The following is a 25,974-nucleotide window of genomic DNA, read 5'->3' on the forward strand; positions in this document are numbered from 1 at the left end:
CAGGCCGGCACACTGAACACGCCTCCGGCACCGGGCGACCCCCCGGTGCCGGAGGCGATCCGGTCTTGCATGCCTGTCTTGGTTATGGATAGCGAAGTCCTTACAGCAGCCCTTTGGCAAAGGTGAACTGGTAGCGCAGCAAGTAGACGTTGTTGTCTGTCGTGCCGTCCCGCTCCCGGTGCCATTCGGCGGTGATGCGGTGGCCGTCGAGGGGGCGCCATTTGACGACCGCGCCGAGGCTGGTGGGGTTCCTGTCGGCATCGGTGAGGCCGGTCTGGGTGGCGACAAGGCCGGCGTTGACGCCGGCCAGGTGGTGGCGGCCCACCAGGCGTTCGGCGCGGCCGATGACTTCCCAGCCGGGGGCGAGCTGCCAGCCCACATCCACCCAGCCGCCGTTGAGCTTGCCGGTATAGGCGGGGGCGCCGTTGATGCTGTCGAGGCGGCCCTCCTCGCGCTTGTACCACCACTCGGCCCCTACCCACAGGGGGCTGTTGACGGGGGCCCAGCGGGCCGCCAGGGAGAGGAGCTGGGCGGTGCCGTCGAAGCACACCCGGTCGGTGGTGATGCGGGTGCAGCTGGGTACGCTGTGGGTATGGCCCACGTTGCCGGTGGTCACCAGCGCCCGGCCGTCGGCATTGACATTGGCGTAGCCGGCCTCCAGCTGCAGCGCTTCCTTCTTCCAGCCGGCCCGGGCGGTGAGCAGCTTGAAGCCGCCGGCATCGGCGCCGGGGAAGCTCTGGTTGCGCCAGGCGCCAAGGCCCAGCGACCAGCCGGCCGGGTGATTCCAGTCGCTGCGGACACCGTCGGCGCGCCAGTAATCGTTCACCGCGCCGCGCATGGCCAGGGGCGAGATGCCGAAGTCCCGGGCATGGGTGTGGATGGGGTTGAGCAGGCCCAGGGGCAACAGCTGGCGGCCGACCCGCAGGGTGGCCAGGTGGTCGTGGGCCGGCGCGATGCGCCCTTCGAGCCAGGCTTCCTCGGTGTGGTTGCTGCTGTCCGGGCCGCCGTGGTGCGCCACTTTCAGGAAGCCGCGCAAGGCGTCGCTGAAGCGGGCGCGCAGGGCGATCTCGGCGTAGTCGAGCCCGTCGCGACGTTCGTCGGCCCGGGGGCTGCCGGCTTCGAGCACGCCGGGCAGGCGTGGGGCAGGGTAGGGCTCATCCGCATGCAGGGACATCAGCCCGAAGCCGCCGGAGAGGCTCAGGCGGTCTTCTGCAGGGGCCGCCGTTTCGTGGGCGGCAGCGTGGCCCGCGAGGGCCAGGAGGAGAGAGGGCAGCAGCAGGGCGGCAGGCTTACTTGAAGGGATTGGCATAGCGCGCACGGGTGAGAAGTTCTTCATCGGTGAGGGTCTTCAGGAAGGCGATCAGGTCGGCCTTGTCCTGGCTGTCGAGGCGGATGCGGTCGATCCGCGGGTCCTTGAAGGGGTTGCGGCTGCCGTCACCGGCATGGGCGGTGCTGGCCAGGGTGCGTCCATGGGCGGCGTAGTGGTCGAGCACGGCCTCCAGGGTGGCGATGCTGCCGTCGTGCATGTAGGGGGCGGTGACGGCCACGTTGCGCAGGCTCTGGGTGCGGAAGGCGCCCATGTCCTCCGACTTGCCGGACAGTTCCAGGATGCCGCGATTGGGCTCGGGGTAGGCGCCCTTGCCGTCGATGTTGTACAGCCCGGTGTTGTGGTAGGGCGTGCGCACCGGGGTGGTCGTCGCGTCGGCGTACTGGTCGCTGAAGGTGGGGCCGCTGTGACAGGTGGAACACTGGGCCTGCTCGGAGAAGAACAGGGCGCGACCACGCTCCTCCGCTTCGCTGAGTTTGAGCTTCCCGGCCAGGTACTGGTCATAGCGCGAACTGGCCGACACCACGCCGCGCTGGAAGACCGAGATGGCCTGGATGAGGTGGGCGTAGCTGATCTGTGCCTCCCCGGGGCCGAAGGCCCGGGCAAAGCGCGCCTGATAGTCGGGGTCGTCGCGGAAGCGCTGCAGAACCTTGGCGCGGGTGCTGTCATCGATGCCCAGCTCCACCGGGTTCTCGCCGAACATGGGCACTAGCATGTGGCGTTCGAGATCGAGGATGGAGTAGTTCGCCCAGGTCAGGGTGGGGTTCCAGGCGCTGTTGGCGATGCTGGGGGCGTTGCGGGCTGTTTCTTCGCCGGTGGAGCCGGTGGACACCGCCTTGCCGTCGGTGAAGGCCAGGTGCTGGAAATGGCAGGAGGCACAGGCCTGGGTGCCGTTGCCCGACAGGCGGGTGTCGTAGAAGAGGCGTCGGCCGAGCTGGAATTTCTCTTCCGACATGGGGTTGTCCGCCGGGACGCGGGGCGGCTTGAAGTGGGCCGGCAGGTTCCAGCGCCATGCCGGCGCTGCGGACGCGAGGGTGTGCTCGGTGCTCAGCCCGGCGAGCATGCTGGCCACGAGGGCGGCGCCGGCAACGAGGGGGGCGTGCTGCATGGGGCGCCTACTTGAAGGGGTTGGAGAAGCGGCTGCTGGTGAGCAGGTTCTCGTCGGTGAGGGTCTTGAGGAAGGCGATCAGGTCGGCCTTCTCCTGGGCATCGAGATCGATGCGGCTGATCAGGTCGCTCTTGTACGGGTTGTTGCGCCCGTCCCCGGCCAGGGGCCCCGAGGTGATGTGGCGCCCGCCGGCGGCATAGAAGTCGAGCACCTCTTCCAGGGTGGCGATGCTGCCGTCGTGCATGTAGGGGGCGGTGACCGCCACATTGCGCAGGCTCTGGGCCCGGAAGGCGCCCATGTCCTCGGCCTTGCCGGTGAGCTCGAAGATGCCCCGGTTGGGGGCCGGGAAGCCACCCTTGCCGTCGATGTTGTAGAGGCCGGTGTTGTGGAAGGGGGTCTCGACGCTGCGTGAGCCGGCGTGCTTCAGCTGGTCGTTGAAGTTGAAGCTGCCGTGGCAGTGGAAGCACTCGGCCTTCTCGGTGAAGAACAGGTTGCGGCCGCGCTCCTCGCTGGCGGTGAGGGTGGCCTGGCCCTTCTGGTAGCGGTCGTACTTGGCGTCGCCCGACAGCATGCCCCGTTCGAAGGTGGCGATGGCCTTGATGATGTTGGTGAAGTTGATCGGGCTGGTTTCGCCGGGAAAGGCGCGGCCGAAGCGCGCCACGTAGTCGCTGTCGTCCTGGAAGCGCTTGAGCACGGCGGCCCGGTTGCTGTCATTGATGCCCAGCTCCACCGGGCTGGTGGCGAACAGCGGGGTCTCCATCTGCTGCTCGAGGGTGGTGGTGGCGGAGTTGGCCCAGTTGAAGGTGGGGTGATAGGCCACGTTGGCGATGGGCATGGCACTGCGGGCAGTGTGCTCGCCGGTGGAGCCGGTGGCCACCGCCTTGCCGTCGGTGAAGGCCAGGCTCTGCAGGTGGCAGGACGCGCAGGACTGGGTGCCGTTGCCGGAGAGGCGGGTATCGTGGAAGAGGTAGCGGCCGAGCTGGAACTTCTCTTCGGACATGGGGTTGTCCGCCGGCACCGCCGGGGTGGCGAAGTTGACCGGGAGGTTCCAGCTCCAGGAGGCGTCGGTATTGACGGCCTGGCTGTTGTCGGTGGTGGACGTGCCACCGCCGCCACAGCTCATCAGCACGAAGCTGGCAAGCGTGGCGGCGGTGAACGCCCCGGGGAAGGGGCTGTTCTTCATCGTGGGATATCTTTCCGGTCGGCTTACTTCGCCTTCACGGCAAAGACCTTCTGGGTGGCACCGCCGTTGATGGGCAGGCCGGTGGGCAGGTCGATCTGCAGGGCCTGGAAGGTGCCCGGGCATTCCGGATCGGTGGTGCCGGACATGCAGCCCGCCGCGCCGCCGCCTTCGTAGCTCAGGTCGGAGTTCTTGAACAGCTCGGCCAGGTCGAGGACGATCTTCTGAGTGCTGGGGTTGAAGGCCGCGAAGGAGAAGTCCATGCGGTTGGGGTTGGTACAGGCGGTCACGACGCCCTTGGTGGGGTCGCCCTTGCAGCCGGTGGAGCCCAGGTGCACGTTCCAGGTGGTCGTGGTGGTGCCGTCCGGGCGAGCGATCGGGGTGTCGGGCACGTACTCGATCTTCATGAACTTGCGGCCAGCCTGCCAGGACCAGGCCATCGCCGAGCTGGTCAGGATCTCGGGGGTGGTGGTGGCCGTGGTGTTGCTGTGGTTCAGGGAGACCTTGTCGGCATCGGCAGACTTGACCGGAACGCCCACACTGAAGGTGGCGCCCACGTAGGTGCCCGGGGGGACCTTGCCGGTGAGGGTGGTGTAGGTGGCGGCGGTGCCGGTGCTGGTGGGGCACTTGCCGGTGGCGTCTTCGAAGTCGATCAGGGCCACGTCACGGGCCTGGTTGGCATTGGCGTCGAGGGTCACGGGAACCGTATTGCCCTGGGCATCGATGAGCAGCACGTTGGTGACGTAGAAGCGCAGATCCTTCACCTGGCCGGCGGTGGCCTTGGTGCCCAGACCGGTCAGGGGAACGCCGCAGGAGACCGCCTGGCCACCGGCGGTGACGCCGAACTCGATGCTGACCGCCTGGGTGGCGGCGGCGGTGCTGCCCTTTTCGAAGGCAACAATCTTCTTGAGCGTGTTGGGGCTGTCGGCGGCGACAACGCCGGCGGTGGTGAAGGTGGGGTTGGCGGTGTCGGCCGAGGTGGCCTTCTGCACCGTGAGGGCGTCTTCCGCCTGGGCCAGCAGGACCTTCTGCACGGCCTTGGCGTTGCTGTCGGACTTCAGGCCGTCATAGCCGGACTGCAGGGACCTGGCCACCACCTTGGCGGCTTCATGGGCGCGGGCATGGCGACCGGCGGCGGTGGCATCGGCCTGGGTGGCGCTGCCCTTGCCGGCGATGTAGTCGCTGAACAGGCTGACCGTGGTGTCGGTGATGCCGAGGAGGTTCTTGACCGCGCTCTCTGCGCTGTCCACCGTCGCACCGGCAGCGACCTTCTGCTGGACCAGGGTGGTGAGGGGGCTCACGAAGCCGCCCTTGCCGGCGGGAGCGGACAGGAAGTAAGGCTTGCCGACGGTGCCGGTCGGGTTGTCGCTGTCCACGGCGGTGGCCGGAACCAGGACCAGGACCGGGTACTTGTTTTCGTCGCCGGCGGTGAGATCACTCAGGGTGTACTTGCCACCGTCGGTGGTGGTGGTGCTCGGTTCGTTGCTGTCGCAGGCGCCATTGGTGTTGATGTCCAGGCACACCGTCGCACCTTTCAGGTAGCCATCGGCAACTGTGCCGGACAGGGATGACTTGCTGGAGCCACCGCCACCGCCGCCGCCACAGGCTGCGAGGAGGGCGGATGCGAGGACAGTCAGGGCAAACAGGGAGGCGTGCTTGGGCATGGAGGATCCTTGGGCTGGTCAGAAGAATGACGGCGGATTTTCGGGGCGGACCGCGCCTCCATCAATGTGGCATGGTGTCGCATGAGTGGTTCGGAGGCGTCGCCATGGGTCTCAGAAATCGCGGGATGCTCGCTTTCGCGCCCGTCTGGCCGTGGCGAAGGCGGCTTCGCGCATGCCAGCAAACATGTCATTCAGGAATGCGGTGACGATGGGGGGCGCTTTCTCGGGGGAGCCGGCGTTGAAGCCCGGGTCGGGGTCGTATTCCAGGTAGAGCTGGATGGCCTCCGCATAGCTGCGGTTGCGCAGCTGGGCGACGAGGGCGAGGCCGAAGTCCAGCCCCGCCGTGACCCCGCCGCCGGTGATGCGGTTGCGGTCGGTGACGATGCGGCCGGGCGTGGGAATCGCCCCGAGTTCGGCGAGGACATCGCGGGTGGCCCAGTGGGAGGTGGCCCGGTAGCCGTCGAGGAGGCCGGCTGCGCCGAGAATCAGCGAGCCGGTGCATACACTGGTGACGAAGCGTGCGTTCGGTGCGGCCCGGGCCAGGAAATCCAGCACGGTGCTGTCTTCCATCATCGTGAAGCTGCCTGGAACGCCCCCTGGCACAAACAGCACGTCGAGCTGTGTGGGGCATTGGCTGAAAGTGGTGGTGGGTTTGACCGGAATCAGGGCGGGGCCGCCTGAGCCATCGTTGCCCACCGGGTCCAGGTTCTTCCACAGCAGGTGGATGTCCCGGTTCATCAGCGCTTCGAACATGCTCAAGGGCCCCACCAGGTCCTGCAGGAACATGCCCGGATAGACGAGCATGCCGATGCTCAGCTTGGGGCCGCCGGTGAGCTCGGCGTAACGCAGCATGGCTTCCTGGTGATGGCGTTCGGCGGTTTCGGCCGTTACGGGCGCCGCGGCGTGGGAAGGTGCCGCCCCGGCCAGCACCCGGGCCAGGATGGAGAGGGCGGCGAGTCTGGTGAAGTCGCGACGATCCATGGGCTTCCTTTCAGGGTTCCTGGGCCTGGGGGCGTCTCTTGCCGAGCTTGCGCTGCAGGGTGCGCCGGTGCATCTTCAGGGCTCGTGCCGTGGCGGTGATGTTGCCGCCGTTCTCGGCGAGGGCGCGCTGGATGTACTCCCATTCGAGGCCCTGCACGGTCATCCACTCTTCCGGTGCCTCGTCCTGGCCGGTGCTTGCCGTGGTGCCGAGCAGGGACGCGACGATCATGCCGATGCGGGCGGGTTTGGTGAGGTACTCGACGGCGCCGAGTTTCACGGCGTTCACCGCAGTGGCGATGCTGGCGTAGCCGGTCAGGACGACGAGCCGGGCATCGGGGGCCGCCTCAAGGATGGGCCCGATCAGCTTGAGGCCGGACTGCCCTCCCAGGTTGAGGTCCAGCAGGACGTAGGCGGGCCCGACCCTCAGCGCCAGCGCCAGGGCGTCGTCAGCGGCGCTGGCGACGTTAACGCTGAAGCCATGTTGCTGGAGCGCGCGCGACAGTACCCGCGCAAAAGCCTCGTCGTCCTCCACCAGCAGCAGCGACCCATGGGCCGGAACGGCGGTGCTTAGCTCCATAGCAGGGCAGCCCTGGGCAGGTGGATGGCGACCGTCATGGGTCGGTCGGGATTGCCGCGGATGAGTAGATCCCCGCCAAGCAGCTCGATGGCGGTGCGGGCCACCTCATCGCGGATCTCGGGGTCGGCTTTGGCCCCGGTACGGTCGGCGGCTTGGCGGGGGTGGTCACTGCCGGCTTCCTCCAGTTCCACGATGACCTGTTCGGTCTCGGTGTGGGCGCGGATGACGAGCCCGGCCCCGGCCGTTTCATGCAGGCCTTCCAGGAGGCTCTGGATGGCGGTTTCCAGCCCGGAGTCGGGGCGGAGGCGGGTCTGCGCCAGGTGGGCATCCAGATCCAGGCTCACATCGATGGTCGGGTGGGTGCTCTGCCAGGCGGCCACCAGTCCTCGTGCCCACTGGTCGAAGGGCATGGTCTGGCGGGTCTCGCTGCGCCCTTGTCCAGCCCTGGCGGTGAGTTCGGTGAGGCTGCCCTTGCAGGTGGCCACCTGAGCCTGCATCAATTCGAGGTCGGCACGCAGGTTCTCGTTACCGCGGTGCTCGTGCAGCAGCCCGTCGATGAGGATCTGCAGGGTGCCCAGCGGCGTGCTCATCTGGTGGGCGGTGCCGGCGGCGAGGGTGCCCAGGAACACCAGCCAGCGGTTGCGCATGGCGGCTTCCCGTGCAGTCGAGAGGGCCATGTCCCGGTGGCGCACGGCCTGCATCATGCGCGACACGAACCACACCACCACGATGGCCGAGACCACGAATACGGTCCACATGCCGAGGCGGTTCAGTTGCTCGGCCACCTGGGGGTCGGGTACGTCCAGGGGGACGTAGCGGAACCACAGGAAGGAATAGGTGGCCACCGAGGCGAAGCCGAAGAACCAGGCGTGCCAGGCCGGCAGGATCATGGCGCCGACGGCGGCCAGGGGCAGGAAGACGGAGATCAGCGGGTTGCCGGCGCCGCCGGAGTAATACACGAAGGCGCCCCAGCCGATGAGGTCGAAGCCCAGCTGGACCAGGGGCGCGAACAGGGACAGGCGCACCAGACCCTTGGGGTCGAGCAGCAGGGCCAGGTGCAGGCAGACGTTCACGCTGGCCATGACGGCGGCCACGGCGAGAAGGGGGGCGATGAACAGGGCTTCGCCGGCCAGCCATTGCCCGGCGATGGCCGCCAGGATCATGGAGATCACCGAGAACCAGCGCAGGCCGATCAGGCGCCGCAGGGAAATGGTGGGCAAGGGATCAGGAAGGGGAAGGGGCGCCTCGCGCATCGGCGATCGGTCCTCCAGGCGGGGAGACAAAAAAAGAGCCCTGGGGTAAGGGCTCGAAAATGAGGTGGCTCATCTGTTTCCGGAGAGCTGCGACGAATCCTAGGCGGCCTCCCGGTGGCGGGAAAGTGACCGATCGTCGCACCTGGTGCGGAGCCTGCGCGGCGATCCGTCGCGCGACCATGGGTCACTTCTGTGCGCCCATCCCCTTGTCCAGAATCCGCCCCGTCCGACGCTCCAGGGCCCGGACAGTCCTCCCGCCGGGAGCGCTCCGCCAGGGCCTCCCGGCACCCTTTACGCTATCCCTGCGGGAGTTTCCCGAGATGAAGTCCTTGCCGTTTCCGTCCAGCCGGCTGGCCCGGGACGTCACCCTCACCATCGCGGTCAAGCTGCTTCTGGTGGCCTGCCTGAAGTTCGCCTTCTTCAGTGAGCCCATGGACAAGGCCGAGGCCGCGCAGCGGATTGCCGATCGCCTGTCGGGGCCTTCCGTGCCAGCGGGCGATGTGACACCGCCGTCATCCCATCCACATCCGGAGAAACCATGATCAACGAAACCGTCGTCGATCTGTCGCGGCTGCAGTTCGCCGCCACTGCGCTCTACCACTTCCTGTTCGTTCCTCTGACCCTTGGCCTGTCCTGGCTGCTGGTGATCATGGAGGCCGCCTACGTGATGAGCGGCAAGGAGATCTACAAGGACATGACCCGCTTCTGGGGCAAACTCTACGGCATCAACTTTGCACTGGGCGTCACCACCGGCATCACCATGGAGTTCCAGTTCGGCACCAACTGGGCCTATTACTCCCATTACGTGGGTGACATCTTCGGGGCGCCCCTGGCCATCGAAGGGCTGATGGCCTTCTTCCTTGAATCGACCATGGTCGGTCTGTTCTTCTTTGGCTGGAATCGTCTGTCCAAGGCCGGCCACCTCACCGTCACCACCCTGATGGCCCTGGGCACCAACCTGTCGGCGGTGCTGATCCTGATCGCCAACGGCTGGATGCAGGATCCGGTGGGGTCGGCCTTCAACCCGGTGACCATGCGCATGGAGCTGACCGACTTCGCCGCGCTGGTCTTCAACCCGGTGGCCCAGTCCAAATTCGTGCATACGGTGTCGGCCGGCTATGTGACCGGCTCCCTGTTCGTGCTCGGCATCTCGTCCTGGTATCTGCTCAAGGGGCAGCACGTGGAGTTCGCCCGTCGCTCCTTCCGCATCGCCGCGGCCTTCGGCCTGGCCGGCACGGCGTCGGTGATTGTGCTCGGTGACGAATCGGGTTACTCGGTGGGCGAGGCCCAGCGCTCCAAGCTGGCAGCCATCGAAGCCATGTGGGAGACCGAGCCGGCACCCGCGGGCTTCAATCTGATCGCCATTCCCAACGAGGCCCGCCAGGCCAATGACTTCGAGCTGCGCATTCCCTATGTGCTGGGGCTGATCGCCACCCGTTCGACAACTGAAGTCGTCCCTGGCATCAAGGAGATCCGCGAGAACAACCGTCAGCGCATCGAGTCGGGCATCCAGGCGGTGATCGCCCTTGAGGGTATGCGCAAGAACCCGCAGGACGAGGCGGCGCGGGCTGCCTTCAAGGCCCACGAGAAGGATCTGGGCTACGGCCTGCTGGTGAAGAAGTACGTGCAGGACCCCCGTCAGGCCACGCCGGAGATCATCCACAAGGCCGCCATGGATTCGGTGCCGCGCATCGCTCCCCTGTTCTGGAGCTTCCGGGTGATGGTCGGTCTGGGCATGGCCATGCTGGCCCTGATGGTGGTGGCCTTCTGGCACAGCGTGAAGGGCACGTTCCAGAACAAGCCCTGGCTGCTCAAATGGGCGCTTTATTCCATCCCCATGCCGTGGGTCGCCATCGAGGCCGGCTGGTTCGTTGCGGAATACGGTCGTCAGCCGTGGACGGTGTTCGGTGTGCTGCCTACTCACCTCTCGGCTTCCAGCCTGTCGGTGGAGAGCCTGTGGGGCTCCATCGCCGGCTTCGTCGGTTTCTATTCGCTGCTGCTCGTGGCGGAGATGTACCTGATGTTCAAGTACGCCCGTCTCGGCCCCTCCGTCCTGCACGCCAAGACTGCCTGAGGATCCATCATGTTTGATTATGCAACCCTGAAACTGATCTGGTGGCTGCTGGTGGGCGTGCTGCTCATCGGTTTTGCCATCATGGATGGCCACGACATGGGCGTGGGCACGCTGCTGCCCTTTCTGGGCAAGGACGATACCGACCGCCGGGTGATGATCAACAGCGTCGCGCCCCACTGGGATGGCAACCAGGTGTGGTTCATCACCGCTGGCGGTGCCGTCTTCGCGGCCTGGCCCCTGGTGTATGCCACCGCCTTCTCCGGCCTTTACTGGGCCTTGCTGTTGGTGCTGTTTGCGCTGTTCTTCCGGCCAGTGGGCTTCGAGTACCGCTCGAAACTGCCCAACCCGGCCTGGCGGAAGGGCTGGGACTGGGGCCTGTTCGCCGGCAGTGCCGTGCCGGCCCTGGTGTTCGGGGTGGCCTTCGGCAACCTCTTCCAGGGCGTGCCCTTCGATCTGGACGACAGCATGCGCTCCACCTATTCAGGCTCCTTCTGGGCGCTGCTCAATCCCTTTGCCCTGCTCTGCGGTGTGGTGAGCCTCTCCCTGCTCACCCTGCAGGGGGCCACCTTTCTCTCCCATCGGGTCGAGGGGCCGCTGCAGCGGCGCACCATCCTGGCTGCCCGGGTATGCGGTGTCGTGCTGTTGGTGAGTTTTTCGCTGGCGGGCATGTGGGTGGCGCGGATGGAGGGCTATGTGCTGGAGTCCATCCCCGATGTGCGCGGCGTGCTGACCCCGCTGATGAAGGAGGTGGGCCGGGCGCCGGGGGGCTGGTTTGCCAACTTCAACAACTTCCCGCAGCTGTGGATCATCCCTGTGCTGGCCTACGCCGGTGTGGGGGTGGTGCTGGCCAGCATCGGCAGCGGATGGACGCTGCTGTCCTTCGTGGCGTCCTCGGTGGCCTGCGTAAGCGTGATCCTGACCGCGGGCGTGGCCCTGTTCCCCTTCGTGCTGCCTTCGTCCACCCATCCGGACGTCAGCCTCACGGCCTGGGACGCCACCTCCAGCCAGCTCACCCTGACGGTGATGCTGTGGGTCGCCCTGATCTTCACCCCCATCGTTGTGGCCTACACCAGCTGGGCCTACCGGGTGATGGCCGGAAAGATCACCCGCGACTACATCGCGGCCAATGACAAGCAACTCTACTGACAATCAAAGGAAATCATCATGTGGTATTTCACCTGGGTGCTGGGCTTGGGGTTCGCTGTTCTGCTGGCGTTGGTCAACGCCCTATGGCTGGAGGCGCAGGAGGAGTGATGACACGGCGGGAGGGCGGGCCGGGGGCTCGCTCCCCGCAGCGGATGCGATCTCAATCGAAGCGAGTATTGAAGCCACGCGGAGTGGATATACTGCCTGCGGAATTTTAGCCATCCAGAGAGGTAGTCATGCCCAAATTATGGTTCAGCAGGTATTGGTTCTTCCTTTGTTCGCTCTTCATCCTGATGGCTGGGTTTGCCGGCCCGGCCTCCGCCGAGTGGGGCGAAGGCGAGTACCGCATCATCAAGGCCCTGTATGGCACGCCCGACCGGCATATCGATGTGACTTCACGCCTCAAGGAGCTGGCCCAGCGGGACGAGCGCTTCCGCCTGGGTAACGGCGTGTTCGGCACCGATCCGGACAAGGGCCGCGTCAAGACCCTGCGCATCGAGGCGGTGAGCCCGTCCGGGCGCAACCGTACCTTCGAGTACACCGAGGGCAGCTGGGTGGACGGTGCCCAGTTCCAGGGCTGGAGCAGCGGCAACTGGGGCGGTAACGACGATAACGGCGCGGGCTGGGGCGACCGGCCGGGCTACCGGGACCGGAACGAGGGCGAGTACCGCATCCTCCAGGCCCAGTACGGCACCGCCGAACGCAATGTGGATGTGACCCGCCGCCTGCGCGAGCTGGCCGGCCGGGACGAGCGTTTTCGACTGAGCAACAAGACCTTTGGCGTCGACCCCGACAAGGGCCGCGTGAAGGTGCTGCGCATCTACGCCGAGGGCCCCCGGGGCCAGCGCACCTTTGAATACACCGAGGGTAGCTGGGTGGATGGCGCCCAGTTTGCCGGCTGGTCCGGCGGCAGCTGGGGCAATGGTGGCTGGAATGGCGGCTGGGGCGGCTCGCGCCCGTCCTACAACGACAACAACCGTGATCGCGACCCGGATGGGCTGAAGATCCTGCGTGCCGAGTACGGCACCAACAACAAGCGCATCGACATCACCCATCGCCTCAGCCAGCGGGTCATCCTGAACCGCCTGACCGAGCGGGTGAATAACGACCTGGCCGGCAACGACCCGGCCCGTGACCAGGTCAAGCGCCTGTGGGTGACCTACAGCGTCGAAGGCCGCGAGATGCGCCGTGACGTGCGCGAAGGCCAGGTGCTGATCCTGCCATGATTGGCGTGTGAGGCTGGGCGGGGCGCTGCGGCGATCCTGCGCCGAAGATGCAAAACGGGCTCCGTAACTGGAGCCCGTTTTGCATCTTCGGCCGATCTGGCACAGTCTAGAACCTCATCCGCAGCGACAGCTCGTAAGTGCGCGGGTTGGCGATCAGTGCCTGGGTGTTGCCGTAGGCCGATTCGGCATACAGCGCGTCGGTGGCGTTGCGGATGCGCAAGCCCACATCGGTGGTCTTGCTGTATCGGTAGTCGGCCGACAGGTCCAGGGTGGTGTAGGACGGCAGTTGCAGGGTGTTGGCGTCGTTGATGTAGGCCTTGTCCACGTGTCTTGCCCAGGCGCCGAGGGTCAACGCGTTGATCGGCCTGTACTGGACACCCAGGTTGGCCAGCCAGCGCGGTACCAGGCGCGGCTGGTTGCCATTGAAGGACACCGGCGGGTTGCCCGCCGAGTAGTCGTCGTAGCGGGCATGGACGTAGGTGATGTTGCCGTCCACCTGCCACTGGCGAGTGGGGCGCAGGCCCAGGCTCAGCTCGAGGCCCCGGGACGACTGCTCACCGACCGCCAGCCGGTTGGTCGGGCGGGCCGGGTCGGGCACGAAGACATTGCGTTTCTGGATGTCGTAGGCCGCCGCCGTCCATTCACCCTTGCCGCCCCAGATGCCCTGTTTCAAGCCGATCTCGAACTGCTTGGCGGTGGTCAGGTCGAGCTGGCTCTGGTTGCGGTTCAGGACCACCAGGGAGCCGCCGGGCTCCACCGCGGTGGCGTAGGAGACATACACGGTGGTGTCCGGGCTGAGGTCATAGACGACCCCCGCGCGCCAGGAGTTGAAACTGTGTGCCTTGGATTCCTTCGGGGCGCCGGCCTGGTCAAAGTAGATCCAGTCGGTCTTGAAGTTGTCGTGCCGCGCGCCGCCCACCAGCTTGAGCTTGGACGTGAGGGACAGCTGGTCTTCGGCAAACACCGACCACTGTTCGATGGACACGTCCCGGGCCAGGGACTTGAAAACGTTGGTGCCGCTGCTCAGGCTGACGCTCGGCGGATTGTAGGCGTCGACGGGGGCTTCGGTTCCTGCCGGAAAGCCGTTTCGCCGGGTCTTGAAATCCGTCCGGTTGATGTCGGTGCCCACCACGAAGCGGTTGTCCATGCCGCCGAGCTTGCCCTTGAACAGGGCATCGAGACGGTTGCCGACCAGCTGGTGATCGTGATCCAGGTCGGCCCAAGTGTTGCGCCTCACGGTCGGCGTGGCGCCAGCGATGTAGGTGAAGTCATCCACGTCGCGCCAGTCGCGGAAGGAGTCGTAGTAGTAGGCCTGGTTGCGCACTTCCACATCCGGCGTCACCTGCCATTCGAGATTGGCCCGGAGCCAGGTGGTGTCGGACTTGTATTTGTTGTCGCTCAGGTTGTTGTAGTTGATGCGCCGCAGGGATCGGCTGATCCGGCCATTGACCAGCGGGGTGCCGTAGTACAGATCCTCCACGTCGTCGTGCAGCCGGTCGAGCTCCAGGGTCAGCTTGAGGGTGCTGCTCAGCTTGAACAGCAGCGACCCGGTGAAGCGGTCGAGTCCGGTCCGTTCGCCATGGACGTTGCTGCCGTAGTGGTTGGTGCTGATGTCGGCCCGATAGGCCACGACATCGTCCTTGATCGCGCCGCCCGTGCCGGCATGCAGCCGGTGGCTGTTGTAGCTCGAAAAGGCGTAGTCCAGCTCGAAGGGCTGGGCGCTGAAGCTGGGCGCGCGGGAGATCAGGTTGATGGTCGCCCCGGTGCCGCCCTCGCCGTTGAGCACCGAGGCCGGCCCGCGCAGCACCTCGATGCGGTCGTAGTTGGCGGTGTCGAGCACCCGGGACGAAAAGTTGGAGCTGCCCGGTACCCGCACGCCGTTGTAGAGCCAGGTGACGCCGTTTTCGATGAAGCCCCGCGCGGAGAAACCCACGTGTGATCCGCCCACCCGTCCGCCGGTCATGCCGGTGATCTTGCCCACCGCATCGACCATGGTGCGATCGCCCCGCTCCTGCATGGTCTCCTGGCTGATGACGTCGACGCTGGCGGGGATCTCCCGCAGGGTCGTACCCAGACGTGATCCGGTGCTGGCCGGCAGGTCCAGCGGGATGGCGCTCCTGTCCCGCTCGCCGCTGACGGAGATCGTCGACAGCTCTTTGGCTTCCTCGGCATGCGCTGCCTGGGCGCCCAGGGCTCCCAGAACTGCAAGGGCAATCGAAGCCGGCTTGAATCGATGGTGTTTCATGCAAGAGTCCTGCTTTTTTTGTGTTGTGGTGGATGTCCGGCAGGCGCCATGCACGGCCGCCCTCCCATGTTTGAAGCTGCGGGGCGGAGTGTGGCAGCGTGATCCTGAACGTCATTGCGACATAGTGTCGCGGCTGGGGCAGGGGAGTTGCAGGGTGCAATCAGGGTTTGAAATGAGAATCGGTATCATTTATATTCGCATCCTTTCGTCCGCCTGACCTCGTCCCGGAGCCTTCCGCACCATGTCCCGATCCTTCCAGCCCCACCCCATCCACCTGGCCATCCTCCTGCTGGCCGCCGGCCCGGCCCTGGCCCAGGGCAGCCCCGAGGACGACGCCCTGACCCTCGCGCCGGTCAAGGTGCAGGCCAGCGCCGACGCGTCGGCCCAGGGCCTGCAGCCGGCCTATCCGGGCGGGCAGGTGGCCCGGGGCGGGCGGGTCGGGGTGCTGGGCCAGCGGGACAACATGGAGACGCCGTTCTCGGTGACCAGCTACACCAACGATCTGATCCAGGACCGTCAGGCCCGCAGCGTCGGCGAGGTGCTGCAGAACGACCCCGGCGTGCGCATGGCCCGGGGTTTCGGCAATTTCCAGGAGTCCTACTTCATCCGCGGCTTCATCCTGGGCTCGGACGACGTGGCCTACAACGGCCTGTACAGCCTGCTGCCGCGCCAGTACATCGCCACCGAGCTGTTCGAGCGGGTGGAGCTGCTGCGCGGCGCGTCCACCTTTCTCAATGGCGTGACGCCGGGCAACGGCGGCCTGGGCGGTGCCATCAACCTGCTGCCCAAGCGCGCGCCCAACGAGCCGCTGACCCGCTTCACCACCGGGATCAGCGGCCGGGGCCAGGCCAGCCTGGCGGCCGATGTGGCCCGCCGCTTCGGGCCGGATGACCGCCTCGGTGTGCGCGTCAATGTGGCCCACCGGGACGGCGAGACGGCCATCGCCGACGAGAAGTCCAAGCTCAGCCTGGTGTCCCTGGGCGTCGACTGGCGCAGCCGTGACGTGCGCCTGTCCGCCGACCTGGGCTGGCAGGACAACCAGCTCAAGCAGACCCGCCCCAACGTGACCCTGTCATCGGCGGTCACCAGCGTGCCCCGGGCGCCCGATGCCTCGGCCAACTTCGCCCAGCCCTGGTCCTTCTCGAACGAGCGCGACCTGTTTGGCACCCTGCGCGGCGAGATTGACCTGTCGGCCGACCTCACCGCCTATGCCGCCTACGGCCTGCGCCGCAGCGACGAGGCCAATGCCCTGGCCAACCTCACCGTCAGCAACGGCAGCACCGGGGCGGGCAGCACCTACCGCTTCGACAACACCCGGGAAGACAAGGTGAACACCGGCGAGATCGGCCTGCGGGGCAAGCTGCGCACGGGCTCGGTGGGGCATGAGTGGGTGCTCTCCGGCAGCTACTTCGAGCTGGAGAAGAAGAACGCCTACGCCATGGACTGGCGCAACACCCTGGCCACCAATCTGTACACGCCCAGCAGCTACGCCCTGCCGGCCTTCAGCGCCAACACCCTGTATGGCAACCGGCTGGCCTCGCCGGCCCTCAACGGCGTGACCCGCCTGGTGAGCTACGCCATCGGCGATACCCTGTCGCTGCTCGACGACCGTCTGCTCGTCACCGCCGGCCTGCGTCATCAGCAGATCTACGCCCGCAGCTACGCCTACAACACCGGCGTCGCCGGGAAGGCCTACGACGACAGCCGTGCCAGCCCGATCCTGGGGGCGGTGTACAAGCTCGACCGCCGGGTGTCGGTGTACGCCAACTACATCGAGGGGCTGGTGCAGGGCGATACCGCGCCGACCTCCTCGGGGGGGACGGCCGTGCGCAACGCCGGTGACATGCTGTCGCCCTACGTCTCGCGCCAGAAAGAGGTGGGCGTGAAGTTCGACGCCGGGCGCCTGGGCATGGGCCTGGCGCTGTTCTCCACCGAGCGGCCGCGCGCCGTGCTGACCAGCGATGCTCGCTATGTGGCCGAGGGCAAGGACCGGCACCAGGGGCTGGAGTTCACCGTGTTCGGCGAGGCCACCCGGGGCCTGCGCGTGCTGGGCGGCCTGACCCTGCTCGACGCCGAGCAGCAGCAGACCGGCTCGGCCACCACCGACGGCAAGCGCGTCATCGGCGTGCCGCGCCAGCAGGCCAACCTGGGCCTGGAGTGGGATGTGCCGGGCGTGCGCGGGCTGGCCCTGGATGGCCGCGTGGTGCACACCGGCGCCACCTACGCCAACGCCACCAACAGCCTCAAAGTGGACGCCTGGACCCGCCTGGACGTGGGCGCCCGCTACCTCATGGAAGTCTCCAGCACCCCGGTCACCCTGCGTGCCCGCATCGACAACCTGATGGACAAGAACTACTGGGCCTCGGTGGGCGGCTACCCCGGTTCGGGCTACCTGGTGGCCAGCGGCCCGCGCACCCTGGCGCTGAGCGCCTCGGTGGACTTCTGACGCCGCCGGAGCCTGTCCATGTTCTCGTCCACCCGTGCCCTGCGCCGCTGGAGCTGGATCCACACCTGGAGCAGCCTGGTGTGCACGGCCTTCATGCTGCTCCTGTGCATCACCGGCCTGCCGCTGATCTTTCATCACGAGATCGGCCACTGGCTGGGCAACATCGTCGAGCCACCCGAGATGGCGGCAAATGCGCCCCGGGTGAGCATGGACCATGTGCTTGAGCAGGCTCAGGCGCGCTTCCCCGGCAAGGTGGTCAAGTTCGCCTCCCAGGAGGTGGACGACGACCGGGTGTGGTACGTGTCGTTGGCCGACGGGCTCGGGCGGGGCACCCATTTCAAGCAGGCGGCGGTGGACGCCCGCAGCGGCGAAGTGCTCAACGAGCCCCCTCTGGACAAGGGCTTCATGCACGTGATGTTCAAGCTCCACACCGACCTCTTTGCCGGCCTGCCGGGCATGCTCTTTCTGGGTTTCATGGGCATGCTGCTGGTGCTGTCCCTGGTGTCGGGCACCGTGCTCTACGCGCCTTTCATGCGCAAGCTGCGCTTTGGCGAAGTGCGCAGCGAGCGCGGCCCCCGCATCAAATGGCTCGACATGCACAACGTCCAGGGCATCGTCACCCTGGTGTGGCTCACCGTGGTGGGCGCCACCGGAGTCATCAACACCTGGGCCGACCTGCTGGTGGACCACTGGAAGAACAACCAGCTGGCCGAAATGGTGTCCGCCTACCAGGCCCTGCCGCGCCCCGAAAAGCTCGGCTCCCTCGACACCGCCGTGCGCGCCGCCCTGGCCCAGGAGCCCGGCATGGCGATCAAGTTCATCGCCTTTCCCGGCACCTCATTTACCAGCCCCCATCACTACGCCATCTTCATGCGCGGTGATTCGCCTCTCACCCAGCGCATCCTCAAGCCCGTGCTGGTGGACGCGGTGACCGGCAAGGTGACCGACAGCCGCGAGATGCCCTGGTACTTCTACATCCTCAAGCTCTCCCAGCCCCTGCACTTCGGGGACTACGGCGGGCTGCCGCTGCAGATCATCTGGGCGCTGCTGGATATCGCCAGCATCATCGTGCTGGGCAGCGGCCTCTACCTGTGGCTGGCCCGGCGCAAGCTGCGCGCTGCCCGGCTGGAGGCCCCGGGAAGCGGCACCGCCGTGGCGGAGGCCGCCCGATGAGGCGCACCGCCCGCCGTCCGGCATCCCAATCCCTATCTCTTTGGCGCTGGCCCATCGTGCTCGGTGTGCTCAGCCTCGTGGGCCTGCTCGTCGGGCTGGCGGACGATGGCTGGGGGGATGTGCTGGCCTGGCTCACACTAGGCCTGGTCACTGCGGTGTGCCTGCGCTTTGCACCGGGGATGCCGCCCAGAAGGTGATGGGGGCAATTGAGCGGGAGCCCCGCTTGAGGGGCTGGGCCTTGGCCGGCCTCCGTCTCCTCAACCCCGCTCCAGAAACCCCTTCACCAGCTCGATCACCGCCTCGGGCTGTTCGCGGTGCGGCATGTGCCGGCAATCCGCCATGATCTCCACCTGAACCCGGCTCGATCTGCTGAGTTCGCCGATGAGTTCGGGGTGGCGGGTCGAGCCGTATTCGTCGTGAAGCCCGTGGATGGCGAGGAGCGGGCAGCTCACGCGGGGCAGCACGGGCGCCAGGGACCAGCTGGCGAAGGCCGGGCTGAGCCAGGTTTCGGTCCAGGCGTCGAGCACCCAGCGTGCCTTGTCGCCGTGGTATTTCTCGAGCCGCTCCACCTGCCGGACGTCCTTGAACTGTTCCTTGGCGACGCGGATGCCTTCCAGGGTCCGGTCTTCGGTAAAGGCCTGGGCGGCGATGGTGATCAGTGCTTCGCAGTCCGCGGCAAACTCGGCTGCGCAATTGACGGCCATGCCACCCCCCACGCTGTGGCCAAAGGCGATGAAGCGCCCGATGCCCAGCTGCTCGCGGACCAGGGCGAAGTCGTGGCGGGCTTCCGCGGCGATGAAGTCGAGGGGCAGGGTGCCCTGGCGCGGGCTCGACTGGCCAAAGCCGAGCCGATCATAGGCCACCACCTTGCGCCCCGTGGCGGCGCTCAGCGCGGCCGGAAAGTCGCGCCATAGCTCCACGCTCCCCAGGGAGTCGTGGAGCATCACGATGGGCGCCTCCGGCAGGGTGCTGCCGGCGGCCGTGTCGGGCGTCCACACCCGGCCGAACAGGCGGCCTTCGGGATGCGCGATCCAGACCTCGGTGAATGGGGCTGTGCCAGGTTTTTTATCGGACATGGGTTTGACTCGGTGGGCGGTGGGTCGATTGTTAGCCAAGGTTAACGTGCACGTCAACTTGCCGTGGCTTTGTGCGGTTGTCCGGTCGAGGCGCAGCCATGGGCCGGCGTGCCCATTCTGGCTCACATGCTGCAAGCCCCGTCGATGCCATTACAATTCCGCGCATGACAAACAAGCCCAATGCGGTGGTGCATGGCGGAGCGCGCTGAAGCACCCCGCGCCCGGTGTCTCTGCCTTGATATCGAAACCGCTCGCCAGGATCAGACTGCCCTGCGCGAGCTTGGCGTGTTCCGCCCCGACCTGGACGCCCGGCTGCGCATTTCGGGCAAGGCCCCCGACCTGGTGCAGCGCCTCGATGCCCTGACGGAAGACGCCGCCTTTGTCCTGGGCCACAACGTGGTGGCCTTTGATCAGCCGGCGCTGGCGCGGCTTTACCCCAGCCTCGCCCTGCATCGCCTGCCCCTGGTGGATACCCTCGAGCTGTCGCCGGTGGCTTTTCCGCAAAACCCCTATCACCGCCTGGTCAAGGACTACAAGCTGTGCACCACCACCCGCAATGATCCGGTGCGGGATGCGGAGCTGGCCTATGCACTGTTCCTCGACCAGAGCGCGGCCTTGCAGCAGCGGGTGGCGGCGCATCCGGATGAGGCCTTGTGCCTGCACTTCCTGCTCTCTCCCGAGCCGGGCAAGGGCGTGGCGAACTTCTTTGTCAGTCTGCGCCGGGCCTTGCGGCCGGCCCTGGGTGAGGTGGTCGAGGCCTGGCAGCGGGCGACCGCGGGCAAGGTGTGCCTCACGGCGCAGGCCAGGCTGCTGGCCGAGTGGCTGCCCGACCCGGCCTGGCACAAGCCCCTGGCCTACACCCTGGCGTGGCTGCGGGTGGCGGGGGGCAACTCGGTGCTGCCGCCCTGGGTGGGGGCCAGTTTTCCGCGGACCCGGGAGGCAATCGCGGCCCTGCGTGATCAGCCCTGCAGGGATCCGGCCTGCGTCTGGTGCCGTGAGCAGCATGACGTGGAGGCCTTGCTGCCGCGCTTCTTTCCCGGCATCACGCGCTTTCGCAGCACGCCCACCACGCCGGATGGGCGCTCGTTGCAGCAGGCGATGGTCGACAACGGCTTTGCCGGCATCCCGACGCTGGCCATCCTGCCGACGGGCGGTGGAAAGTCCCTGTGCTTCCAGCTGCCGGCCCTGGCCCGCTACTACCGCAAGGGCAGCCTCACGGTGGTCATCTCGCCCCTGCAGTCGTTGATGAAGGACCAGGTGGACAACCTGGAGGCGCGTGGCGTCACCTGTGCCGGCTATCTCAACAGCCTGCTCAACCCCCTTGAGCGGCGGGCCATGCTGGACAAGCTGCGCCTGGGCGATCTGGGCCTGATCTTCGTGGCGCCGGAGCAGTTTCGCAGCACCGCCTTTGCCACTGCCCTGGCCCACCGGGAGGTGGGGGCATGGGTGTTCGACGAGGCCCACTGCCTGTCCAAGTGGGGGCATGACTTCCGGCCCGATTATCTGTACGTGTCGCGTTTCATCCGGCGGCGCCAGGGTGAGGCGCCCTCGCCGGTGTTCTGCTTTACGGCCACCGCCAAGCCGGATGTGGTGGACGACATCTGCGATCACTTCGACAAGCGCCTGGGCCTGCGGCTGGCCCGCCTCGAAGGGGGCGTCGGCCGCGACAACCTGAGCTACGAGGTGCGGCGGGTGCCGGTCCAGGCCAAGTTTGCGGACGTGCTTCGGTTGCTCCAGGAGGCCCAGCAGGAGGAAGGGGGCGCCATCGTCTTCTGCGCCCGCCAGAAGACCGTCGAGGAGCTCGCCCGTTTTCTGAAGGAGGGGGGCCTGGAGTGCGGCTACTTTCACGGCGGCATGCTGCCGGCCGAAAAGCGCCGGGTGCAGGAGGCCTTCCTGGCCGGCAGCCTGCGGGTGATTGCCGCCACCAACGCCTTTGGCATGGGCGTGGACAAGCCCGATGTGCGGCTGGTGATTCACCTGGACACCCCCGGCTCGCTGGAGAACTACCTGCAGGAGGCCGGGCGGGCGGGGCGCGACCAGGCGCCGGCGCGCTGCATCCTGCTCTACGACGATGCCGACCTGGACGTGCAGTTCCGCCTGCTCAAGAACTCGCGTCTCACCCAGCACGACATCCTTTCCATTCTCAAGGCCCTGCGCACCATCGAGCGCAAGGACCGCAGCGAGGGCGAGGTGGTGGTGACCAGCGGGGAGATCCTGCTGGAGGTGCCGGAGTCCCACCGCCTCGACCCGGACGCCAATGACGCCGACACCAAGGTGCGCATCGCCGTGGCCTGGCTTGAGGAGGCCCGCCTGCTGGAGCGCCACGAGAACCACACCCGGGTCTTCCCGGGCAGCCTGATGGTGGCCAGCATGGATGAGGCCACGGCGCGCCTGCGTCAGAAGCTGGGCGCCGGGGCCGACATCGCCCCCTATCTGCAGATCCTGTCCATCCTGATGCAGGCCGCCGATGACGAGGGCTTGTCCACCGACGACCTGATGCTGGCCACGGGCAGCGATTCCCGCCGCCTCCAGGCCATGCTGCGGGAGCTCGACACGTGGAGGTTGCTCTCCAACGATACCGAGATCGGCATCACCCTGTACCGGGATCCGGACAGCGCCCAGCGCATCGACGAGCTGGCGCGCATCGAGGACGCGCTGCTGGCGATCCTGCGGGAGCTGGCGCCCGATGCCGCCGACGATGGCTGGCAGATCCTGGACATGCGGCGCCTGTGCGACACCCTGCGCCGCGACACCCGGGTGGACTTCAACCCGGAGCGGCTGACCCGCTTGCTCAAGTCCTTTGCCGAGCCTTTTGGCGACGGCGAGGGGCAGCGCGGCTTCTTTGCCCTGCGCCCGGCCGGCCTGGACAGCCGCCACATCAAGCTGCTGCGCAGCTGGCAGGAGATCGACACGATCCGCCTCCGTCGCATGGCCCTGGCCCAGGTACTGCTCAAGCTCTTCCTGACCCGCCGCCAGGGCAACACGCTGCTGGTGACCTGCAAACAGGGTGAGCTGGAGGCCGGCCTGCAGGCCGACCTGACCCTGGCCGGGCTGGGCGTGAAGGACTGGAGCCTGGCGCTGTCCTCGGCCTTGCTCTACCTGGACACCAACGAGGTGGTCCACCTGGCCCGGGGCAAGGCGGTGTTCCGGGCCGCCATGAATATCGAGCTCAACCCCGAGGCGCGGCGGCGTCAGTTCCGCAAGTCGGACTACGCCGAGCTGGCCCTGCACTACAAAGACAAGGTCGTGCAGGTGCATGTGATGGCCGAGTACGCCAAGCTGGCCGTCCTGAAGGTGCAGGCGGCGATGGCCTTCATCGTCGATTACTTCAGCCTCGACCGGGCTGCCTTTGTCCGGCGTCATTTTGCCGGCCGCAAGGACGTGCTCGAGATGGCCACCACTGAGGCAGCCCACCGCAGGATACTCACCGACCTGGCCAACCCGGACCAGCAGGGCATCGTTGCGGCGCCCCAGGAGGGCAACTACCTGGTGCTGGCCGGCCCCGGTGCCGGCAAGACGCGGGTCATCGTGCACCGGGTGGCCTGGCTGCTGCGCGAGTGCATGGTGCTGCCCGAGGAGATCATGGTGCTGGCCTACAACCGCTCGGCGGCGGTCGAGATCCGCCGCCGTCTGTGGGCGCTGGTGGGGGCCGATGCGGCCGGGGTGGCGGTGCAGACCCTGCACGGCCTGGCCATGCGCCTCACCGGCACCAGCTACGCCGTGGCCGTCGAGCGGGGGGAAACAGTGGATTTTGGCCTGGTGATCCGCCAGGCCACCGAACGCCTGCGGGCGGCCGAGCAGGGTGATGGCGTGGGCCCCTCGATTGTTCGCGACCGGCTGCTGGCCGGACTGCGTTTTTTGCTGGTGGATGAATATCAGGACATCAATGCAGACCACTACGCCCTGATCAGCGCCCTGGCCGGGCGCACGATCCAGACCGAGGAAGATCGCCTGTCCCTGATGGTGGTGGGGGATGACGACCAGAACATCTACGCCTTCGATGGCGCCAACGTGCGCTTCATCCGCCAGTTCGAACACGACTACCAGGCCAGGCGCTTCTCGCTGGTGGAGAACTATCGCTCCACCGCCCACATCATCCACTGCGCCAACCGGATCATCACCCCGGCCCGGGAGCGCATGAAGGCCGGGCAGGAGATCCGTGTTGATTACGGCCGCCGCGTCCAGCCGGACGGCGGTGCCCAGGCGGCGGTGGACCCGCTGGCCGCCGGCCGGGTGCAGATACTCGAAGTGCCGCGGGATCTGCACCGGGAAGTACGCATTGCCCTGGCCGAGCTGCAGCGCCTGCACGCCCTGGACAGCGCCCGGGGTGCGGCCTCGTGGGGCGGCTTTGCCGTCATCGCCCGCCGCTGGGAGGACCTGGAACCCATGGCCGCCCTGTGCCGGCAGCAGCAGATCCCCGTCCAGCTGTTGCGGGACGGGAGCGCCACGAGCCTGCATCTCACCCGGCAGGGGCACGACCTGCTGGACTTGCTGCGCGGTGCCCGGCGCCGGGCGTCGCGACGGCGGGTGGTGCTGCGTGCGGGCACCCTGGGGCGGTGGTTCCGGCGTCGCCATGGCCTGGCGCTGGATGGCGCCATCGATCACCCTTCCAAGGCGGCCCTGGCCCAGTTCATCGTCGATGCCCAATCCGCGGCGCCGGGCTGCGAGCGTGTGGTGGGTGATCTCATCGACGCCCTTTACGAGTTTGGCGCCGGAGGGCGTGCCCCGGCCGGCATGCGCCCGAACGCGCCCCTGGTGCTGATGACGGCGCACCGGGCCAAGGGGCTGGAATTCGAGCATGTCCTGGTGCTGGATGGCGGTGGCTGGCAGGGGCGCAGTGACGACGAGCGGCGCCTCTTCTATGTGGCGATGACCCGGGCCCGCCGCAGCCTGTGCCTGTGCGAGGCCGTGGGCGGCGCGCATCCCTTCAGCCGTGATGCGGATGGGCTGAGCTTGCGTGTCCGCCCCGAATCCCCGCCGGACACCATGCGTCTCGACACCCGGGTGTGGCTGGCCGACCCCGGGCACATCGTGCTTTCCTGGCCTGGGCGTTTCGCGCCCTCGGCGCCCGTGCATCGGGCACTGGCGGCCCTGGACGTGGGCAGCCCCCTGCGCCTGCAAGCCCGCGCCGACGGCAGGCAAGGGTGGGAGCTGGCCGACGCGGCCGGGTTGGTCGTCACCCGCCTCGCCAAGTCCTTCGCGCCGCCCGCGGGGGATATTCTCGCCGTGCGCGTCGCCGCCATCCTGGTGCGCCACGCCCGGGAAGGGGAGGCCGGCTTGCATTGCCGCCGATGGGAGCTGGTGCTGCCGGAGATCGAACACACGCACCTGAACAACGAAGGCGACACCCGATGATCGACGACGGCATCCAACTCATCCACTCACCGCTGACGCAGACCTGCAGCGCCGACGGCCACACGCTGCAAATCGAGATTTACCGTAGCGCGGGCAGCCTCTGGATTCTCGAAGTCGTGGATGAGCGGGGCACATCCACCGTGTGGGATGAGCAGTTCGAGACCGACACCGCCGCGCTGGCGGCGGCTTTTCTGGCCATTGAGGAAGAGGGCATCCACCATTTCGTGACCACCGCACAGCGGGAGGCGGACGAGGCCGAGCGCGGGCTGACGCAGGCGGCGCGCCCGCGTGCGCCCGGCGCCACGCCTGACATTCTGGCGCCGCTATCGGACGAGGAGCTGGACGCGCTCGATAGCTTCTTGCTGGACCAGGACACCGACGAGGGTATGACGCTGGATATGCTTGACGGCTTTCTGCACGCCCTGGCCCTGGGGCCGGAGACCGTGCTGCCCAGCCGCTGGCTGCCCAAGGTGTGGGATTCGGCCAGTTTCTTCACCCGGCGCAACGGGTGATCGGCCGGAATCCGTGTATTGACCCACCAAATCCTGCACAGGTCACGCTGCTAAAGCGAATGCCTCAGCCGGCGTTTTCATATCCAGCGCCTGATGGGGCCGCTGGTGGTTGTAGAACTGGATCCAGTCGCCAATGACACGACTGGCGTGCTGCAGGGTTTCAAAGCGGTGGCGGTGGATGCATTGCTCCTTCAACGTCCGGATCACCCGCTCCACCATCCCATTCTGCTGCGGGGTGTAGGGCGTGATGAACTCCTGCTTCAGGCCATAGCTTTTGACCAGCGCCGTGTAACTGCGGCTGGTGAACACCAGGCCGTTGTCCGAGCGCAGCAGGAAGGGCTCCTTCACACGCCCCAGCGTACCGAAGCGCGCGATCAGGGCCTGCTCCAGCGCACTTTCAGCGGTGCGGGACTTGCCGCTCCGAGAGACATGCCAGCCCAGCAACTCCCGGCTGAAGCAGTCAATCACCAGCGCCAGCGTGGTCCAGCCGTCTCGTCCCGCCCAGACACGGCACAGATCTGTCGCCCAGCGTTCGTTGGGCTGGGATGCCCTTGAGCGCCGCGCCTCAATCCTCGGCCGGAAGCCGACCGGGCGCTTCCGGACCTGCCAGCCACGGATCTGGAACACCCGC

The 25,974-nt window shown here is 67.2% G+C and carries 20 protein-coding genes; 10 read left to right on the top strand and 10 right to left on the bottom strand.

What is annotated here, in order from left to right:
- Positions 1-100: 100 nt before the first annotated feature.
- From L6Q67_RS04905 to L6Q67_RS04935, 7 genes are all read right to left on the bottom strand, one after another.
- The gene (locus L6Q67_RS04905; RefSeq protein WP_296566140.1) at positions 101-1,309 is read right to left on the bottom strand and encodes a hypothetical protein; all 1,209 of its coding nucleotides are present in this window, start codon (positions 1,307-1,309) and stop codon (positions 101-103) included.
- The gene (locus tag L6Q67_RS04910; protein WP_296566143.1) at positions 1,290-2,435 is read right to left on the bottom strand and encodes a methanobactin export MATE transporter MbnM; all 1,146 of its coding nucleotides are present in this window, start codon (positions 2,433-2,435) and stop codon (positions 1,290-1,292) included. Before L6Q67_RS04910 ends, L6Q67_RS04905 begins: the two co-directional genes overlap by 20 nt.
- Before the next feature lie 7 nt (positions 2,436-2,442).
- Positions 2,443-3,618, bottom strand: coding sequence for a methanobactin export MATE transporter MbnM (locus tag L6Q67_RS04915; RefSeq protein WP_296566146.1), 1,176 nt, complete (start codon positions 3,616-3,618; stop codon positions 2,443-2,445).
- Between the two features lie 23 nt (positions 3,619-3,641).
- Entirely contained in the window at positions 3,642-5,279 is a 1,638-nt protein-coding gene (locus L6Q67_RS04920; protein ID WP_296566151.1) for an MbnP family copper-binding protein, read from the bottom strand.
- Between the two features lie 111 nt (positions 5,280-5,390).
- On the bottom strand, positions 5,391-6,260 hold the full coding sequence (locus L6Q67_RS04925; RefSeq protein WP_296566154.1) for a DJ-1/PfpI family protein: 870 nt from the start codon (positions 6,258-6,260) through the stop codon (positions 5,391-5,393).
- A 10-nt stretch (positions 6,261-6,270) separates the two neighbouring features.
- Positions 6,271-6,837, bottom strand: a complete 567-nt coding sequence (locus L6Q67_RS04930; protein WP_296566157.1) for a response regulator — start codon at positions 6,835-6,837, stop codon at positions 6,271-6,273.
- Positions 6,828-8,090 carry a hypothetical protein gene (locus L6Q67_RS04935; protein ID WP_296566159.1) on the bottom strand — a complete coding sequence of 421 codons (1,263 nt, stop codon included), beginning with the start codon at positions 8,088-8,090 and terminating at the stop codon, positions 6,828-6,830. The genes L6Q67_RS04930 and L6Q67_RS04935 overlap by 10 nt, the downstream gene beginning before the upstream one ends.
- A gap of 320 nt (positions 8,091-8,410) precedes the next feature.
- Between L6Q67_RS04935 and cydP the strand changes: the two genes are divergently transcribed.
- From cydP to L6Q67_RS04960, 5 genes are all read left to right on the top strand, one after another.
- Positions 8,411-8,632, top strand: a complete 222-nt coding sequence (cydP, locus tag L6Q67_RS04940; protein ID WP_296566161.1) for a cytochrome oxidase putative small subunit CydP — start codon at positions 8,411-8,413, stop codon at positions 8,630-8,632.
- Positions 8,629-10,164 carry a cytochrome ubiquinol oxidase subunit I gene (locus L6Q67_RS04945; protein ID WP_296566164.1) on the top strand — a complete coding sequence of 512 codons (1,536 nt, stop codon included), beginning with the start codon at positions 8,629-8,631 and terminating at the stop codon, positions 10,162-10,164. The genes cydP and L6Q67_RS04945 overlap by 4 nt, the downstream gene beginning before the upstream one ends.
- A 9-nt stretch (positions 10,165-10,173) precedes the next feature.
- Positions 10,174-11,310, top strand: a complete 1,137-nt coding sequence (gene cydB / locus L6Q67_RS04950; RefSeq protein WP_296566167.1) for a cytochrome d ubiquinol oxidase subunit II — start codon at positions 10,174-10,176, stop codon at positions 11,308-11,310.
- Between the two features lie 18 nt (positions 11,311-11,328).
- Positions 11,329-11,418: a cytochrome bd-I oxidase subunit CydX gene (cydX, locus tag L6Q67_RS04955; protein ID WP_296412484.1), complete on the top strand. Its 90-nt coding sequence runs from the start codon at positions 11,329-11,331 to the stop codon at positions 11,416-11,418.
- A gap of 128 nt (positions 11,419-11,546) precedes the next feature.
- Entirely contained in the window at positions 11,547-12,536 is a 990-nt protein-coding gene (locus tag L6Q67_RS04960) for a hypothetical protein (RefSeq protein WP_296566169.1), read from the top strand.
- Positions 12,537-12,642: 106 nt separating this feature from the next.
- Here the strand turns inward: L6Q67_RS04960 and L6Q67_RS04965 are convergent, their stop codons facing one another.
- Positions 12,643-14,781, bottom strand: coding sequence for a TonB-dependent receptor (locus L6Q67_RS04965; protein ID WP_296566171.1), 2,139 nt, complete (start codon positions 14,779-14,781; stop codon positions 12,643-12,645).
- Between the two features lie 241 nt (positions 14,782-15,022).
- On the opposite strand from L6Q67_RS04965, the gene L6Q67_RS04970 reads away from it, so the two are divergent.
- From L6Q67_RS04970 to L6Q67_RS04980, 3 genes are read left to right on the top strand one after another with little or no spacing between them, the layout of a single operon-like run.
- Positions 15,023-17,227, top strand: a complete 2,205-nt coding sequence (locus tag L6Q67_RS04970) for a TonB-dependent receptor (protein WP_296566174.1) — start codon at positions 15,023-15,025, stop codon at positions 17,225-17,227.
- An 18-nt stretch (positions 17,228-17,245) separates the two neighbouring features.
- Positions 17,246-18,400, top strand: coding sequence for a PepSY domain-containing protein (locus L6Q67_RS04975; protein ID WP_296566177.1), 1,155 nt, complete (start codon positions 17,246-17,248; stop codon positions 18,398-18,400).
- Positions 18,397-18,597 (top strand): hypothetical protein, encoded by a 201-nt coding sequence (locus L6Q67_RS04980; RefSeq protein ID WP_296566179.1) that lies wholly within the window; start codon positions 18,397-18,399, stop codon positions 18,595-18,597. Before L6Q67_RS04975 ends, L6Q67_RS04980 begins: the two co-directional genes overlap by 4 nt.
- 60 nt (positions 18,598-18,657) lie before the next feature.
- Here L6Q67_RS04980 and L6Q67_RS04985 read toward each other — a convergent pair whose 3' ends face one another.
- Entirely contained in the window at positions 18,658-19,476 is an 819-nt protein-coding gene (locus tag L6Q67_RS04985; RefSeq protein WP_296566182.1) for an alpha/beta hydrolase, read from the bottom strand.
- A 192-nt stretch (positions 19,477-19,668) separates the two neighbouring features.
- Here L6Q67_RS04985 and L6Q67_RS04990 point away from each other — a divergent pair, with 192 nt between their 5' ends.
- Together L6Q67_RS04990 and L6Q67_RS04995 are read left to right on the top strand one after the other, a co-directional pair.
- A complete protein-coding gene (locus L6Q67_RS04990) occupies positions 19,669-24,831 on the top strand; it encodes a RecQ family ATP-dependent DNA helicase (protein WP_296566184.1) in 5,163 nt (1,720 codons plus the stop codon).
- Positions 24,828-25,343: a UPF0149 family protein gene (locus tag L6Q67_RS04995; RefSeq protein WP_296566187.1), complete on the top strand. Its 516-nt coding sequence runs from the start codon at positions 24,828-24,830 to the stop codon at positions 25,341-25,343. Before L6Q67_RS04990 ends, L6Q67_RS04995 begins: the two co-directional genes overlap by 4 nt.
- 42 nt (positions 25,344-25,385) lie before the next feature.
- On the opposite strand, the gene L6Q67_RS05000 is transcribed toward L6Q67_RS04995, so the two are convergent.
- The coding region (locus L6Q67_RS05000; protein ID WP_296566190.1) for an IS3 family transposase at positions 25,386-25,974 on the bottom strand (589 nt) is incomplete at its 5' end.

This window comes from Zoogloea sp., from assembly GCF_023150065.1.
Lineage (GTDB): Bacteria > Pseudomonadota > Gammaproteobacteria > Burkholderiales > Rhodocyclaceae > Zoogloea.